Origin of the sequence: Sphingobacterium thermophilum (assembly GCF_039541675.1) — a bacterium.
Lineage (GTDB): Bacteria > Bacteroidota > Bacteroidia > Sphingobacteriales > Sphingobacteriaceae > Sphingobacterium > Sphingobacterium thermophilum.
Genome location: NZ_BAABGR010000015.1, coordinates 63,218 through 80,125, shown reverse-complemented (window position 1 = coordinate 80,125; position 16,908 = coordinate 63,218). Strand labels below are relative to the sequence as shown.

Genomic DNA, 16,908 nt, shown 5'->3' with positions numbered 1-16,908 from the left:
TTTTAATGTATTTTTATGCCGAAAGTTATTTCGGCATTTTTATTTTTTTATGGCTAACACATCTTCTTGTCAATATATATCCACGGACACACAAAAAATCGGTGTACCCGCCATCTATGGAGAAGGACTCAGTGCAACTTTTGAAGGGAAAGAGAAAGTCACGGCCGTGGATACAGTCTCTTTTGGCATTGAAGAGAAAAAAATCACAGCCATAATAGGTGAGTCGGGTAGCGGAAAAAGTACGCTGCTAAAACTGATATATGGCCTACTAGAGCCGGACGGTGGTGAAGTGCGATATAAGGGATGGCTAGTCCCCACACGCAAAGACAAGTTGATACCGGGACATGACGCCATGAAGATGGTTTCCCAAGGATTTGATGACCTCAACATGTACGCCAAAGTCTGGGACAACATAGCTTCCCAACTGCCTAACACTGACTTGGGGCTGAAGCAGCAACGAACTTCCGACATTCTCGAAAAACTGAGAATAGAACATCTAGCACAGCAAAGGATTGCAGACTTAAGTGGAGGAGAAAGACAAAGGGTAGCTATCGCTCGCGCACTGATAAACGACCCTGAAGTACTGCTTATGGACGAACCTTTCAACCAAGTGGACGCCGCCTTCCGCGATGCCCTCCAACAAGATATAAAAAATATTGTTCAGGAAACAGGATTAACGGTAGTCTTGGTTTCCCACGATCCCTCAGAAGTGCTGGCCATGGCTGATGCCCTCATCGTGATGCGCAACGGTAAAATTGTCGATATAGGCAATCCAAAAGACCTTTACTACCACCCGAACCATCCCTATACGGCTCAACTACTGGCAAAAAGCAACATTCTCACTAAGGAGAAGGCCTCACAAATAGGCATCATGACCGAACATACCATAGCTGTACACCAAGAATGGATAGACGTACAGCAAGATGATTCCTCACCTTTCACAATCAAGAATGTACGCTTCCGCGGCTTCTATCAGGAATATATTTTGGGCAATGAATCCCTCACGCTTCATGCTATCGTAAAAACGCAAGAACCATTGCCCAAAGGCACCAAAATCAAGTTGGAAATACAGAACTTTATTGCTTTCCCACTTCGGCCTTAATGAGTTCAACCATCTTGGTAAACTCCTGATCTTCAAAACCTATAGATTGGTAGATAATTTTGCCGGAACGGTCCAAAACGACATTACGTGGAATAGATTGGTCCGCAAAAAGACCGAAAACACCTCGTTTCAGATCCGGATATACCGGGAACGTATAGCCATTATCTTTGACAAAAGGATCTATCTTATCCCACCCTTCTTCACGTGCCAGCACCAATACCGCAAATTCTTCATTATCTTTCAAGGGCTCCCAGATTTCCTTTTGCAGACGCGGCAGCTCTCTCCGACAAGGAGGACACCAGGTTGCAAAGAAGTTCAACAGCACCACTTTGCCTCTTAAGCTTTCTGAACTGATTTTTTTCTGGTCTTTACCTTCCACCACAAATGAAGGTGCATTACTTCCAAGGTTAACTTTCCAGTCTTGTGCTTTCGTAGCAAAAGCAAAACAAATCAAACCGCATATTAACAAACCTACTTTTTTCATAACTTATAGCTGTTCTATCCAATTTATCATCTCCCTAAACCAATCTTTGCTTTCCATCTTGTTGTTCATCCCAAAACCATGTCCCCCCAACTCAAAAGTAAATAAATAGTTTTTTATACCATATCGATCCAAAGCAGTTGTATAACGATAGCTATTCTCAATAGACACCACTTTGTCATCCTTAGCGTGAATCAAAAAGGCCGGAGGAGTATTTTCTTTTATGTTCTTTTCATTCGAAAAGCGGACTACATCTTCTTCCTTAACATCCGGCCCAATTAAGGATTGCTTCGAACCGTTATGGGTTACCCCGTCCTCCATACTTATTACGGGGTATACCAATACTGAAAAGTCAGGTCTTAAGGAATACCCTCCACTTAGCTCAGGAAGATAATTCGTGTCGAAATGGGTGGATAAGGTAGAAGCCAAATGCCCTCCTGCAGAGAAGCCTATCACTCCAAACTTCAGATTTTGCAACTTCAACTTGTAGATTTCCTGCTGCATCACCACAAAAGCCCGCTGTGCATCCTGAATAGGAGCGATACGCTTATCGACCTGCTGTCTCTTCGCAGGAATGCGATATTTGAGCACAAAAGCACAATAACCTAATGTTTTCAGCCGAAGCGCCACCTGATGCCCTTCATGATCCATAGCATGATGGGTATAGCCTCCTCCCGGAAGTATCAAAAAGACCTTATCCTTAGTAATATTCTCAGGGATATATTTATAAAATTCTGGAATATTATTCTTCAAATCCGCTGTATCGAGCGTATTCGGCAATACGTCGTACAGCTGCATTTTTTCCTGTGCTTGCAACATGCCCCAAAACATGGTCATAAAAAGAAATATGTACGGTTTCATCTCAATTATTGGTTTGTCAAAACCATTAATGACAGATCTTTAAACGGTATGTTGAAGCGCTCCGCCATATCTTTGTTGGTTAGATTTCCTTGGTAAAGATAAATGGCGTTGCGAATACCCGGATGACTCCATATCAAACTGCTAAGCCCTCCAGATTCACCGATCTGCAATAAAATCGGCGTAAAAATATTGGTTAGGGCATAGGTGGCCGTACGTGCTACACGAGAGGCTATGTTCGGCACACAATAGTGAATGACATCATATTTACGAAACACGGGCTTATCGTGCGTTGTAATCTCGGAAGTTTCAAAACACCCACCTTGATCTATGGACACATCGATAATCACCGAATTGGGTTTCATCTTGGATACCGTCTCTTCTGAAATGATGCACGGACAGCGGCCATTTCTTGCCCTCAACGCTCCTATTGCCACATCACATGAACGCACCGCTTTATTCAGAATAATAGGCTGTATGACAGAAGTATAAACTCTAGAACCTACATTATTCTGCAGCCTACGCAACCTATATACGGAAGAGTCAAAGACCTTCACCTGTGCTCCCAAAGCTATGGCAGTACGCGCCGCAAACTCGCCAACGGTGCCTGCTCCGATAATAACAATCTCCGTAGGAGGAACACCTGTAATACCTCCTAACATCAAGCCCTTACCGTCAAACACATTAGAAAGATATTCAGCCGCAATCAAAATGGAAGTAGCACCAACAATCTCACTCATCGCTCGTACCACAGTCAGATGTCCTCCCTCATCCTGTAAATATTCATAAGAAAGAGCTGTCACCTGCTTCTTTATTAACGCCTGTAAAACCTCCTGCTGTAAAAGACTGGGCTGCTGCGAAGAAAATAAAATCTGCTTCTGACGCATCAGCCCTACCTCTTCCAATGTAGGACCCGCTATCTTGACAATAATATCCGCACTATAAACATGAGAACGCTCATAAACAATCTGTGCTCCCTGCTCACTATAATGATGGTCCAAGAAGTTGGAATGGTCTCCCGCCCCAGACTCAATGAGCACCGTATGACCATGTTCTACAAGTAAAGCTACAGAAAGTGGCGTCAGTGCTATCCTTTTCTCCTGAAAAACCGTTTCTTTGGGAATACCAATTACCAAATTCGATTTCTTTTTTCCTAAAGCTTTGGCTAGTTCCTTAGGCTGGCCGAAAATCCCTTCTACCACTTTAGACATATAAAAATTACAATTTTAATTCAAGTTTAATAAATATAACTTACAGATACACTGACAAATCGCGTAATAAAACAAAAAAATATAGTTTTTATGATGGTATTTTTTAGCTTTGTAATATTTCCATACCTTAAAAGGACCTATGAGATTTTTCAAAGCAATAAATCACGTAAAAATCTTACCTAGATGGGTAATATTTTTCTTGGATATGACAGCAGCAGTAATCGCTTTTCTGCTTGCTTATTACATTTATCAAGATACCAAAAATATTGTATTCAGTCCAAATGATTTTGCGCTTCAGTTCCTTCTCTGCCTTGGAGCTACAGCAGCGTCATTTATAGTATTCAGACTTTATTCCGGAATTGTGCGGTACACAAGCTCTACCGACTCCATCCGCATATTATCGTCCAACATCCTAACGATTATTATTCTTTTCATTATAAAACTATTCTGTTTGGCAATCCGTACAACCCCGCCAATTGAAAATTCCCTGATTATCATCTATGCGTTACTGCTATTCTTAGGGTTGGTGACCTACAGAACATCTATCAAAGTATTCTTTCAGTATTCCAAAACAGCGAAGAAGGTTAAGAAAAATGTGGTGGTCTTCGGCGCAGGGGAGATGGGAATAGCCGTAAAAAGAACTTTTGACCACGACCTTACAACAAACAAAATCATCGTTGGTTTTCTGGATGACAATCCCTCGAAAATTGGAAAGTCTATTGACGGTGTCAGAATTTATAAGTCTGACAAGTTGATAGAGGTCATCAACCGCCTGTCAGTAGACGAGCTGATTATTGCAACACCGGCCATACATCCGGACCGTAAATCGCAGATTATAGACATCTGCCTAGAACAAAATGTTTCCGTATTAACGATTCCTCCTGCTCAGAAAATTATAAATGGAGACCTTTCCGTCAATCAAATCAAAAATGTGAAGATTGAAGATTTGCTGGAAAGAGCGCCTATCAAAATAAATAATGAGTCTATCCTCGAACAGCTGAAAGGGAAACGTGTCCTTGTAACAGGGGCAGCAGGGTCAATAGGTAGCGAGATTGCATCACAGCTCGGTAAATACGAGCCTCAGATGATTATCCTCTGTGACCAAGCCGAGTCTCCATTACATAATTTACAGCTCGACTTACAGGAAAGGTATAAAAACCAGATTTTCCATACCTTCATTGGCGACGTTAAAGATGCTTTAAGGATGGAGTATCTTTTTGAAGAATTACGCCCGCACATCGTTTATCATGCCGCCGCATATAAGCATGTGCCTATGATGGAAAACCATCCTATAGAAGCTATCCGTACCAATGTGTGGGGGACATATAACATCGCCAATCTGTCGGTTAAATATGGCGTCCAAAAATTCGTGTTCGTTTCGACAGACAAAGCCGTAAACCCTACCAACGTGATGGGCGCTTCGAAACGTATTGCTGAAATTTATGTACAATCGCTAAACAATAAACTTTTGAAGGAAAATCCTAACAAAGGAACCCGCTTCATAACTACACGATTTGGAAATGTGTTGGGCTCCAACGGATCTGTAATCCCTCGCTTCAGAGAACAGATTGAAAAAGGAGGCCCAGTCACCGTTACTCACCCGGAAATAACCCGTTACTTTATGACGATTCCGGAAGCATGTCAGCTCGTGCTCGAAGCCGGAAACATGGGCCAAGGAGGAGAAATATTCGTGTTCGACATGGGTAAATCCGTGAAAATCGTAGACCTAGCGAAAAAGATGATTAAGTTATCCGGATTGGAACCTAATAAAGATATTGAAATAAAATTCACAGGATTACGTCCAGGAGAAAAACTGTTCGAAGAGCTGTTGAATGACCATGAAAATACGTTGCCTACCCATCATGAAAAAATTATGATCGCCAAAGTACGCGACAATGACTTCGAGGAAGTAAAGCAGCATATGGAAGAACTATTCGCCTTGATAAATAGTCAAAACAATACTAACATCGTGCGAAAAATGAAAGTCATAGTTCCTGAGTTCAAAAGCCAAAATTCGGAATACGAACTATTGGATAAAGAGTTAGCGCTGAAGAGCATAACATCATAATCATTTTTGCTTTTTGTTGCTTTAAATATTGTAAGTTTTCAATAAAAGTGTATTTTTGCGTTCCATAGTATTATTTTTAATATAAACTGATGTCAACAAACTATAATTCAGCGGATCAGAAAGGATCATTTTTTCAAGACAACCAAAAAAGCCTAATCTTCATTTTAGGAGGTGTTGTAGTTTTAATACTGCTTTACATAGGTTACCAAAAATTATATTTAGCTCCTCGAGCAGCAGAAGCTGCCGACGCCATGTATAAGGCGGAAGAGCTCGTGTTGATTGACTCTTTGGAACAAAAAGCTATAGAGGGAGACGGAAGCTTCCCTGGTCTAAAAGAAATTGCCGAAGAGTATTCGAATACACCGTCGGCAAACATTGCCAACGCTTACCTTGGAGGTCTTTATCTACGTCAAGGAAAATTCCAAGAGGCTATCAACTACCTAAAAAAATATTCTGATACAGGTAGTGACATCATCGATCCTCTAGTAACAGGAATGATTGGCGACGCTTACTCAGAAAGCCACGACTACAAAAGCGCGGCGGAATATTACAAAAAGGCAGCCGACAAGTCCAACAACTCGTTCACCACACCCCTGTTCTTAAAAAAATTAGGCTTGGTGTACGAACAGTTGAATGAGTACAAAAAAGCAGAAGAGGCATATCAAAAGATCAAAACAGAATATCCTCAAAGTAATGAGGCTGCATTGATCGACGGACCTCTAGCGCGCGTGCAGGCTAAGCAATAATTATTTAAACAAAAGATATTGATTGAGGCTGCAATATTGCAGCCTTTTTAGTTCATAATAAATATGGCAAGTTCATTAAAAAATTTATCAGACTTCTCACATCTTCAAGTCAAATCGGCACAGGGACTTAAATTCGCTATAGTCGTGTCGCAATGGAACGCTCAAGTTACCGGCGCCTTACTCAACGGCGCTATAGAAGGGCTTACCAAACACGGAGCCGAAGAAAAAGACATTAAAATTATCGAAGTTCCGGGAAGCTACGAACTGACTTCAGGAGCTGATATTGTATTACGCAACAAAGACATCGACGCCGTAATCTGTCTGGGCTGTGTAATCCAAGGAGAAACTAGACATTTTGACTTTATTTGTGACGCTGTAGCCAACGGTATAGCCAACGTGTCCATCAAATACAATAAGCCTGTAATTTTCGGTGTACTTACTACGGACAACCTCGAACAAGCATTAGACAGAGCGGGAGGAAAACACGGTAATAAAGGTAAAGAGGCCGCTATTACCGCAATACAAATGGCTCACATCAGCAAGGAAAATTAGTTTATCATTACACAATAAAAAAGGAATCCTGAAGGATTCCTTTTTTATTGTTTTATCGTGAAAGAGCCTCTTCTTTCGGGCAAGTCCTGCTAATATATAAATATTCTACAGAAACTTTTTTCCTAACAAAAAAGCGCCTCCATAATCTCGGGAGACGCTTTTCAATTATAAAACTACACTACTAATTATTTTCTTTCTAATCCTTTTGCAACAAGTCCCTCTACATAATTTCTAACGGCTTCGTTAGAAAATCGGGATGTTACATCAAAAGCAAAAGCATGTACAAGTAATATTCTTGCAGACTCTTCACCAATTCCTCTTGCTCTTAGATAGAATAAGGAATCGTCTTCAAATTGTCCCATGGTACAGCCATGTGAACATTTCACATCGTCAGCAAAGATTTCGAGCTGTGGCTTAGTATATACGGTAGCTTTGTCACCCATCAACATGTTGTTGTTTTGCTGGAAAGCATTTGTCTTCTGCGCATCCTGACGAACAAAGATTTTACCGTTAAACACCGCTGTTGACTCTTCCTGAGGGATATTCTTGTACCACTCGTATGATTCACAGTTAGGCTTAAGGTGATCCACAATAGTGTGGTTATCTACTAGCTGTTTGTCAGCTAATAGGTTGATACCATACAAATGAGACTCTACATTTTCGGCATCTAGGCGCACGTTGATATTGTTGCGCACGAAAGATGCTCCCGGGAAACTACAGTTGTAGTTGTTGTATAAGCTGTATCTTGTTTGATATACTTCCGTATGGGTGAAATAGTTACTCTCCTTAGCGGCAGTCTGAAGGTAGTAATGCTGTACTTTGGCATTTTCTTCCACCACGATTTCTGTTACCTTGTTGTGCAGATTGTAGGCTGCTCCTTCCACAGTGACAAAAGATTCTACAATCTCCACCTCCGCATTAGGTTCGATAACATACAAGTTTCTTGTCTGCGCGAAGAACTCCTGTTTTCCTGTAGCTACATGTATTATATGCAAAGGCTTTGAAAGCACTTTACCCTTAGCCACTTCAAGATATAATCCTGAAGTATATAAGGCTGTGTTGAGAGCTACCAAAGGGTTATCCGACTTATCGGCATATTGCGCAAAATGCTTCTGGAAATTAACTTCCTCGGCAGCTTCCTCTATAGGTTTCACTTTCAGTCCTACCTCATCCTCCAAAGAGGAGAAGGCCAACACATATTGTCCGTTTACCAACACAATGCGATGGGCATCCAATTCAGGGATGTCTGCTTTACTCAAATCAATGTCGGCAACATCCACATCCTCGTTCAGCAAATACGTTTTGCTTACCAATGGATGGATATTGGTATATTTCCATTCTTCATTCTTAACAGTCGGAAAACCTTCCTTCTGAAATCTTGCAAAAGCCTCCTGACGAAGGGTACGCAAAAACGAAGGTTCGTTTGTAGCTTCCAGCTCTTGAAAGGTAGAAGTTAACTGTCCGAATAAAGAGTTTGCTACTGTTGTACTCATGTTATTTGTTATCAATCCGCTCATGACCTTTTAGTTTTATCGATGACCAATTAGGCATTTTGCGCATCTAATTCTTTCAACCAATCGTATCCTTTTTCTTCTAGTTCTAATGCCAATTCTTTTGGTCCCGATTTTACGATACGACCATCGTACAATACGTGCACAAAATCCGGAACGATATAGTCCAATAATCTTTGGTAGTGCGTAATGATGATGAAAGCGTTGTCTTTTGAGCGCAATTGGTTCACTCCATTGGCTACGATACGCAAAGCATCGATATCCAATCCGGAGTCTGTCTCGTCTAGGATAGCCAGCTTAGGCTCCAACATCGCCAACTGGAAAATTTCGTTACGTTTCTTCTCTCCTCCCGAGAAACCTTCGTTCAACGAACGGTTTGCTAGGTCCGCAGAGAACTCTACCAGCTTCTGTTTCTCCTTCACCAAAGTCAAAAATTCTTTTGCTTCAAGGGGAGGGAGACCCTTATATTCACGGATTTCATTTAAAGCAGTCTTCAGGAAGTTGATATTTGACACACCAGGGATTTCCACTGGATATTGGAATGCTAAGAAAAGACCTTCGCGAGCACGATCTTCAGGCGATAAATCTAACAAATCTACCCCATCTAACGTTACCTCACCGCCAGTCACTTCGTACGACTCGCGTCCGGCCAAGACGTTTCCTAATGTACTTTTTCCGGCTCCGTTAGGTCCCATGATAGCATGTACCTCACCAGCTTTTACTTCTAAGTTTAATCCCTTTAATATTTGTTTGTCCTCTACAGACGCTTGTAAATTCTTTATTGATAACATTTCTTTTAATATTTGGGAATTTGAAAGATAATGGCAGAGCAGACTCAAACAATCTTATTGCGATAGCTATCGCTCTTTAATTATCTTGCTTTTTATTATCTAATTTTCAAATTATCCTATCCAACAGATCCTTCCAGCGAAATTGCCAACAGTTTTTGTGCTTCAACGGCAAATTCCATCGGAAGCTGGTTAAGCACTTCTTTGGCATAGCCGTTTACAATTAAACCTATAGCCTTCTCCGAATCGATACCTCGCTGATTCAAGTAGAAGATTTGATCTTCCCCAATTTTTGAGGTTGTAGCTTCGTGCTCCAGCTTCGCCGTTTTGTTTTTGTTTTCTATATAAGGGAAGGTGTGTGCACCACAACGGTCTCCGATTAATAGGGAGTCACATTGTGTGAAGTTACGCGCATTGTCCGCATTAGGACCAATCTTCACCAAACCACGATAGCTGTTGTGGCTTGTTCCGGCAGAGATACCTTTGGAAACGATTTTCGAACGTGTATTTTTCCCAAGGTGCACCATTTTGGTTCCTGTATCTGCCAGCTGCTTGTTTCGGGTCATCGCCACCGAATAGAACTCTCCTACTGAGTTATCCCCCTTCAGGATGACACCAGGATATTTCCATGTGATGGCCGAACCTGTTTCTACCTGAGTCCAAGAGATTTTCGAATTATCGCCTTTACAGATTCCTCTTTTCGTTACAAAATTGTAGATACCGCCTTTACCATCTTTGTCACCAGGGTACCAGTTTTGTACGGTAGAATATTTGATTTCGGCATCTTTCAACGCTACCAACTCTACTACCGCAGCGTGCAATTGATTTTCATCACGCATAGGTGCCGTACATCCTTCCAGATAAGAAACGTAAGCCCCCTCATCGGCAATGATCAAGGTACGTTCAAACTGGCCTGTATTCTGTGCGTTGATACGGAAATAAGTAGAAAGCTCCATAGGACAACGTACGCCCTTAGGAATATATACAAACGAACCATCCGAGAATACGGCCGAATTCAACGCCGCATAAATGTTGTCCGTCTGAGGTACTACCGACCCTAGATATTCTCTCACCAAATCCGGATACTCCTGCACCGCCTCCCCGAACGAGCAGAAAATTACGCCCTGCTCTTTAAGCTTCTCACGAAAGGTGGTCTTTACCGATACCGAATCGAAAACGGCATCCACAGCCACCACCCCCGCCAACACTTTCTGTTCGTCCAACGGAATACCTAATTTCTCAAAGGTAGCCAACAATTCAGGATCTACTTCATCCATGCTTTGCAACTGCTTTTTAGGCTTCGGCGCAGCATAGTATGATATAGCTTGAAAATCTACTTCAGGATGTTCAAAGTTTTGCCACGTAGGCATAGTCATAGCCTGAAAATGACGAAACGCTTTCAACCGCCATTCCAAAAGCCATTCAGGCTCATTCTTCTTCGATGATATTAGGCGAATCGTATCTTCATTCAATCCCTTCGGAGCAATATCCATCTCAATATCGGTCGTAAAACCGTATTTGTATTCCTCTTGCTCCAGTTCTTTTAATAATTCGTCGTCTTTGGTACTCATATTATATGTTTCCCTTCTCTTCGGTCAAACCTTTTCAGTTGATCTTTGGGACTACAAAGTTACGATATAAATACCAATAATATAGCATCTTTTAGTCCCAATAGCATCAAAAATGTGACAAAAATCACTTCTGTTTATGCCCCAGGCAATTTTTTCATTTTTTTATGACAGAAATATGATTGACAATCAACAAAAACTATATTTTTTCGTTTAAAATATAAGATTTATCTATTCAACATAGAAAAAGTCAACCTATTTATGACACAAACAATACAATCCGAAGAAAAGTAACATCGAGCCCCTTCGCCCCTTGTGGCTTTGAAAAAACAAATAATAATACAATATTTGTTATATTTATAAGGTGAAGAAAAGAGTATTATGTCCTATCAATTAGATAAGCTTGATCTTAAGATACTACGACTATTACAGGAAAATGGCCGTATTACGAATTTACAATTAGCGACAAACATTGGTTTATCGCCAGCACCAACATTAGAACGTGTCCGTAAACTGGAAAATTCGGGTTATATCAAGAGTTATCATGCTTTGGTAGATGAAGAAAAACTAGGTTTAGGCATTAAATCTTTTATACAGGTTTCGCTGGATTTCCACACGCACAACGCCATTCCAGAATTTGTGGAAGCCGTAAAAGCTATTCCCGAGGTTACAGAATGCCACCACGTGACCGGAAACTGCGATTTTATCTTAAAAGTCTATGTGAAAGATATAAAAGCTTATGAGGCTGTCATCATGGAAAAGATTTCAAAAATTCCTTTTGTGAAGACATTCCAGACCATGATGATCATGTCCACATCGAAGAAAGAACCAATTATACCTTTAGAATATTAATGAAAATCAACTATCAGGATTTTGCCATAATCTTGACATGGCCGGATGCCACGATCCGTGGCGATGAAAAATGGATGATGTTTTTCAAAAAAATAGGCCTTGTCAAAAATCTTAATTTTAAAGTTGGTCATACAGGCATCGTCATCGTCAACCGACAAACAGGAGAGATGCTCTTTTATGATTTCGGAAGGTATATCACCCCGCGAGGATACGGTCGTGCCCGCTCCAAATTTTCAGACCCCCTACTAGACATCAACTTAAAAGCCAAAATAGAAAACAACACCATCGTCAACCTGGAAGAAATAGTACAACTTTTCGAAGAAATGAAACCTGCCATGTATGGCGACGGAAGGCTTTTCTTTTCTATCGTTCATGGAATAAATTTCAACCTAGCAAAAGCTTATGGCGATGAATGCGTCGAGCAAGGCACGTACCCGTACGGCGCCGTAGCCAAGAACAACAACAACTGCTCTCGCTTCATCACACGCATGCTCATGAAATCCTCCAGAAAGTTCCACTTCTGGCACTACATCAACTTCCCTGAAACCATAAAATGCAGTCCCGTAAGTAACTTGGTCAATGCCGTGGACGACCGCATCATCTACTCCTACACCCCGGAAGAAGGATTAAAACGCTTCAAGATGAACCGCTTCCAATCGTTTTTGTTTTTGCTGAAACAGCTGGGAGACAATATCTCTTCGGCCAAAGCCTCCCAACTTCCGGACGACCTCATCATCGGAGGAATGACATACCGCTCCAAACCAATTACCATACCTAAAGACGCCCATTATCTGGGCGGTGTAGGAGATGGAGCTTGGTACACCATATCTCCATCAGAAAACGAGAATCAGTTTATTATCAAACGCTTTACCTCCTCAGGAAAACTGGAATATGTAGTAAGGGGCGAAACGACAGAACCATTCTCCCTAAACGAGCCTTGGGAGATAACATACGACAGCCACCTGCTTTTTACCCATGTACAACAACACGGAAGAAAAATAAGAATCAACCATCTGGAAAGGCTGGAAAGTCCCAAATACGACTTCGAAAATATCAAAGAACGTTACGCCTGATTACAACCGCCAGTCTATAGGTTGCTTGCCGTGTGCCTGCAAATAGGCATTGGCTTTAGAGAAGTGTCTACAACCGAAAAAACCCCTGTATACCGATAATGGAGAAGGATGTACAGCCTTCAATACCAGATGCTTACTAGCATCGATGAGCACTGCTTTCTGCTGGGCATAAGAGCCCCATAACAGAAATACCACATGCTCCAACTCGGAAGAAACCTTGGCTATAATCTCATCCGTAAAGCGTTCCCACCCTTGCTTTTGATGTGATGCCGCCTGATGTGCCCGCACGGTAAGCGTAGCATTGAGCAGCAACACCCCCTGCTTCGCCCATTTGGTAAGATCCCCTGAAGAAGGTATCTGAAATCCTTCGATATCCGTAGACAGCTCCGCAAAAATATTCTTCAGCGATGGAGGAAAGGCTATACCCTCCGGAACGGAAAACGAAAGCCCATGAGCCTGTCCCACATTATGATAAGGATCCTGCCCTAAGATTACGACCTTCACCTCCGAAAATGGGGTCAGACGAAACGCATTGAAAACCAATTCTTGAGGAGGATACACCTCATAACGTCTTCGCTCTTCCTGCACAAAGGCAGATAGCCTTTTCATGTATTCTTGCCTGAACAAAGGCTTAATAACGGGAGCCCAGCTTTCGTCATACAGTTTTTCCATACAACAAAAGTAATTAATTTACTCGTATAGAAAGGGTTGAAAAAAGCGCATTTATTGTCCAGAGAATGCTTTAATAATTTGCATAACTACTTAAATTAATGGATATTTGCGTGTTAGAAAATAGAAAAAGAGATGTCAAATTTAGTGCGTATTATTATTTGCTGTTTACTGTTGGTAGGTACAGTAGTGTTATTCTGGTTTGGATACTGGGGTTGGGGAATTCTAGGAATATTAATCACCATCATCGCGTGGGTTACCGTATTCTTTCACGAATACATGCTTATCGCACAATGGTATTTCCGCAAGCAAGATGTGGCTAATGCCGAAAAATGGCTAAGCAAGATTACCAACTACGAAAAACAACTGATTCCTGCACAACACGGATATTATCACCTTCTGTTAGGACTTATAGAATCACAACGGGCTCCATTGCAATCCGAAAAATATTTCAAAAAAGCTCTTTCCTTAGGTCTACATATGGATCACAACGTGGCCTTAGCTAAATTGAGCCTAGCAGGTGTCATGATGGCAAAACGCAACAAACGCGAAGCTGAAAAATATTTGCAGGAAGCAAAACGTGCAGATAAAAACAAATTGCTCGCCGAACAGATTAAGATGATGAAAGACCAGATGGGATTGCTCGATAAACAGCAGTTCCGTTACTCACGATAAACAAAATCCCCGAAATTCGGGGATTTTTTATTTTTTGTTTCCCTTTTGACTTATTTCCTTCCTTTTAAAATCTAATCGATAGTCTTCCTATCTAGCAGAATCGATTCATAACCAATATTTAGCTATTTACATCCTGAAGGATTAATGAATAATTTACAAAATACTAAGACAAGAAAACTTATTAAAGGAGGATAAGACCACAGGAGAACTTACTTTTCGGGCTAAGGATAGAAGAAATAGAAATTTTCTTTTAAGGTTTTCCTTCTAAGCAATCACACACTATAAACCAAATGTGTTTGAAGCAACTGAATCAAACCAACTCCTATATCAGTATGGAGGATTTACTTTTTGTGTGCAATGTAGAAATAAAAAAGAGGCTGAAATGGCCTCTTTTTTATTTAAGCTCTTACTAATTCGAAGATAGTAATTTCCGGCAGAATGCCTACTCTACCCGGATATCCGAGGAATCCGTACCCTACATTTACATAGAGCTGCTTGTGCCCTTCGGTATATAAACCCGCCCATTCATTGTACACATATTTAGCGGGACTCCATTGATAATGCTCACCACGTACGCCAAACTGCATGCCGTGTGTATGTCCAGCAAACATCACATCCACATCGGTATCCAACACCTGAGCTCTCCAATGCGAAGGATCGTGAGACAACAGCAACTTCACCGCCTTTTCTTCTGTCCCGGCCAAAGCCTTCTTCAGATCTCCTTTCTTAGGAAAACGGCCCGTACCCCAGTTTTGTACGCCTACCACGGCAATCTCTTCATTATCTACCTTGATGGTTCTGTGCTCGTCCATCAACAAGTCGTATCCCATCACCTTATGGGTATCTATAAGCTTTTGCAGGTTTCTGCGCTTAGCGGGACTGTCCTCCTTACCATAGAAATAGTCTCCATAATCGTGGTTCCCTAGTACCGAATAGACCCCAAGGTCAGCATGCAACTTTGCGAAGATATCCTGATAGTTGCGCATCTCGCTGGCAACATGGTTTACCAGATCTCCCGTAAAGAAAATCATATCCGGCTTTTCTCCCAACAGCATCTCCACACCTCCCAACACGGCTTTCTTATTATAAAATGAACCGGAATGTATATCCGAAATCTGGGCTATGCGCATACCATGAAACGCCTTAGGAAGATTTGGAAGCACCAACTTCTGGTAGCGCACCTCATAATCATATGCCGAAGAAAGGACACCCCATGCCAAGGGAAATACAGGCAAAGAAGCCACCACAATACCCGACTTCAGCAAAAATTCGGACCTAGAAATCTTGTTGGAATGATCTTCCGTCTCCGGCAAAGGCTTCTCCAGCTCTTCCAGATTGTCTTCAACGGATTTTTTAGGATTTACGCTTAAAAGCCTAGAAAGCCAAATACCTCCTCTTCGCAGATCATCTATCGCTAGCACTAGCACATAAATAAACTTGCTTACCGCCGTCAAAAAGAAAGCTACAAGAATCATAGAGCGGTAAATAAGAGGAATATTATACTTAAGCGAAACGAAAAGGCCGATGAGCAAAGCTATAGAGTAACCCCACCACACTATACCGAACCACTTCTCTCTGACGAACCTGATTTTTGTCGACCGAAGAGAAAAGAAGATATAGAAATCGAGGACAAAAAGCAATATAGCGTTAAATACTAACATCATCAATCTCAGTTGGAAAGGACCAATCGCTTCAAGGATTGAATCCATTTCGGATTATCATTCAAACTTTCCACCATCACCACCTCTTCACCTCCCAGCTCTTTGAATTCGTTGGCGTACTCTACCTGAATTTCATCCAATGTCTCTATACAGTCTGACACGAAAGCCGGGCTAAATACCAACAATCTTTTCACTCCTTTGTTTGCCAGCTCATGTAAGGTATCCGAGGTGTAAGGCTGTATCCATGGCGTCTTACCCAGACGGGACTGAAAACATACCGTATAGCGCTCTTCAGTGATGCCTATGCGCTTGGCGATAGCCCGCGAAGTAGCATAACATTGGGAAAGATAGCAATACGGATTCCTTTCTTTCTTACATCCCGTACATCCGAAATCCGGACACTTCAGGCTGCCGCTAGGGTCCACCTTCCCCAACTGCCTCACCGGCAAACCGTGATAGCTGAACAATATATGATCGAAAGAATTAACATCATGTTTCATGCCATTTTCGGCATAAGCTTCGATCATCAGGTCATCCTCACAGAAGCTGCTAACGAAAGATATTTTGGGAATGTACTGCCAGCTGCGGACAATCTCCATCACCTTTTCGATTACCGAGCCCGACGTTGCCGAAGCATATTGCGGAAACAATGGTATTACAGTCAGGCTTTCCAAAAGCATTCCCTCCAGTTTCTTCAAGGCTGAAGCTATAGAAGGGTTCTGATAGCGCATGGCGAGCTCTACATGATATTCCTCTCCCAACGCCTGCTGTAGCAGCTCTTTCTGTAGCTGCGAATAGTGCATCAAGGGCGATCCGTGCTCTCCGTGCCAGATGGTCTTATAGGTCTCTGCCGACTGCGCCGCCCGCTTAGGTACGATAATACCTTTCACCAAAAGATTTCTACCCAAGACAGGGATATCCATCACGCGACCATCCATCAAAAATTCGGTCAAATATTTTCTAACCTCAGGTGTAGTAGGAGCATCAGGAGTCCCCAATTGCACCAAAAGAACACCTTTTTTACCTTGATAATTCATTGGCACAAAAATAAAAATTATTTATAAGCCCCCTTGTAGAGTTATCGAAAATGATA

General features: G+C 41.7%; 16 protein-coding genes. 7 read left to right on the top strand and 9 right to left on the bottom strand.

The window, feature by feature from the left end:
- The first annotated feature begins 49 nt into the window (after positions 1–49).
- Complete coding sequence (locus ABD873_RS06435; RefSeq protein ID WP_345066205.1) at positions 50–1,102, top strand: ABC transporter ATP-binding protein; 1,053 nt, start codon at positions 50–52, stop codon at positions 1,100–1,102.
- On the opposite strand, the gene ABD873_RS06430 is transcribed toward ABD873_RS06435, so the two are convergent.
- The 3 genes from ABD873_RS06430 to ABD873_RS06420 are packed head-to-tail and all read right to left on the bottom strand — an operon-like array spanning position 1,077 to position 3,652.
- Entirely contained in the window at positions 1,077–1,586 is a 510-nt protein-coding gene (locus ABD873_RS06430) for a TlpA family protein disulfide reductase (RefSeq protein WP_039053021.1), read from the bottom strand. The genes ABD873_RS06435 and ABD873_RS06430 overlap by 26 nt on opposite strands.
- A 3-nt stretch (positions 1,587–1,589) precedes the next feature.
- On the bottom strand, positions 1,590–2,444 hold the full coding sequence (locus tag ABD873_RS06425) for an alpha/beta hydrolase (protein WP_345066201.1): 855 nt from the start codon (positions 2,442–2,444) through the stop codon (positions 1,590–1,592).
- 5 nt (positions 2,445–2,449) lie between these two features.
- On the bottom strand, positions 2,450–3,652 hold the full coding sequence (locus tag ABD873_RS06420; RefSeq protein ID WP_345066199.1) for an alanine dehydrogenase: 1,203 nt from the start codon (positions 3,650–3,652) through the stop codon (positions 2,450–2,452).
- Between the two features lie 139 nt (positions 3,653–3,791).
- Between ABD873_RS06420 and ABD873_RS06415 the strand changes: the two genes are divergently transcribed.
- The 3 genes from ABD873_RS06415 (at position 3,792) to ribH (ending at position 7,018) form a co-directional block, all read left to right on the top strand.
- Positions 3,792–5,720, top strand: a complete 1,929-nt coding sequence (locus ABD873_RS06415; protein ID WP_345066197.1) for a polysaccharide biosynthesis protein — start codon at positions 3,792–3,794, stop codon at positions 5,718–5,720.
- An 89-nt stretch (positions 5,721–5,809) separates the two neighbouring features.
- Positions 5,810–6,466: a tetratricopeptide repeat protein gene (locus tag ABD873_RS06410; protein WP_345066194.1), complete on the top strand. Its 657-nt coding sequence runs from the start codon at positions 5,810–5,812 to the stop codon at positions 6,464–6,466.
- A gap of 63 nt (positions 6,467–6,529) precedes the next feature.
- Positions 6,530–7,018, top strand: coding sequence for a 6,7-dimethyl-8-ribityllumazine synthase (gene ribH / locus ABD873_RS06405; protein ID WP_345066191.1), 489 nt, complete (start codon positions 6,530–6,532; stop codon positions 7,016–7,018).
- Between the two features lie 185 nt (positions 7,019–7,203).
- Here ribH and sufD read toward each other — a convergent pair whose 3' ends face one another.
- The 3 genes from sufD to sufB all read right to left on the bottom strand — a co-directional run bounded on the left by sufD (position 7,204) and on the right by sufB (position 10,888).
- Positions 7,204–8,511, bottom strand: a complete 1,308-nt coding sequence (gene sufD, locus ABD873_RS06400; RefSeq protein ID WP_345066188.1) for a Fe-S cluster assembly protein SufD — start codon at positions 8,509–8,511, stop codon at positions 7,204–7,206.
- A 50-nt stretch (positions 8,512–8,561) separates the two neighbouring features.
- Positions 8,562–9,320, bottom strand: a complete 759-nt coding sequence (gene sufC / locus ABD873_RS06395; RefSeq protein ID WP_345066185.1) for a Fe-S cluster assembly ATPase SufC — start codon at positions 9,318–9,320, stop codon at positions 8,562–8,564.
- A gap of 116 nt (positions 9,321–9,436) precedes the next feature.
- Positions 9,437–10,888 carry a Fe-S cluster assembly protein SufB gene (gene sufB / locus ABD873_RS06390; RefSeq protein ID WP_345066182.1) on the bottom strand — a complete coding sequence of 484 codons (1,452 nt, stop codon included), beginning with the start codon at positions 10,886–10,888 and terminating at the stop codon, positions 9,437–9,439.
- Between the two features lie 378 nt (positions 10,889–11,266).
- Between sufB and ABD873_RS06385 the strand changes: the two genes are divergently transcribed.
- Together ABD873_RS06385 and ABD873_RS06380 are read left to right on the top strand one after the other, a co-directional pair.
- Entirely contained in the window at positions 11,267–11,737 is a 471-nt protein-coding gene (locus ABD873_RS06385) for an Lrp/AsnC family transcriptional regulator (protein WP_039052927.1), read from the top strand.
- On the top strand, positions 11,737–12,810 hold the full coding sequence (locus ABD873_RS06380; protein WP_345066178.1) for a DUF6695 family protein: 1,074 nt from the start codon (positions 11,737–11,739) through the stop codon (positions 12,808–12,810). The genes ABD873_RS06385 and ABD873_RS06380 overlap by 1 nt, the downstream gene beginning before the upstream one ends.
- On the opposite strand, the gene ung is transcribed toward ABD873_RS06380, so the two are convergent.
- Positions 12,811–13,482: a uracil-DNA glycosylase gene (gene ung, locus ABD873_RS06375; protein WP_345066175.1), complete on the bottom strand. Its 672-nt coding sequence runs from the start codon at positions 13,480–13,482 to the stop codon at positions 12,811–12,813. It lies immediately after the preceding gene.
- Positions 13,483–13,614: 132 nt separating this feature from the next.
- Between ung and ABD873_RS06370 the strand changes: the two genes are divergently transcribed.
- Complete coding sequence (locus ABD873_RS06370) at positions 13,615–14,154, top strand: tetratricopeptide repeat protein (protein ID WP_039054560.1); 540 nt, start codon at positions 13,615–13,617, stop codon at positions 14,152–14,154.
- 398 nt (positions 14,155–14,552) lie between these two features.
- Here ABD873_RS06370 and ABD873_RS06365 read toward each other — a convergent pair whose 3' ends face one another.
- Both ABD873_RS06365 and hemH read right to left on the bottom strand, forming a co-directional pair.
- Positions 14,553–15,815, bottom strand: a complete 1,263-nt coding sequence (locus tag ABD873_RS06365) for a metallophosphoesterase (RefSeq protein WP_345067384.1) — start codon at positions 15,813–15,815, stop codon at positions 14,553–14,555.
- An 8-nt stretch (positions 15,816–15,823) separates the two neighbouring features.
- A complete protein-coding gene (gene hemH, locus ABD873_RS06360; RefSeq protein WP_345066171.1) occupies positions 15,824–16,852 on the bottom strand; it encodes a ferrochelatase in 1,029 nt (342 codons plus the stop codon).
- Positions 16,853–16,908: the final 56 nt, after the last annotated feature.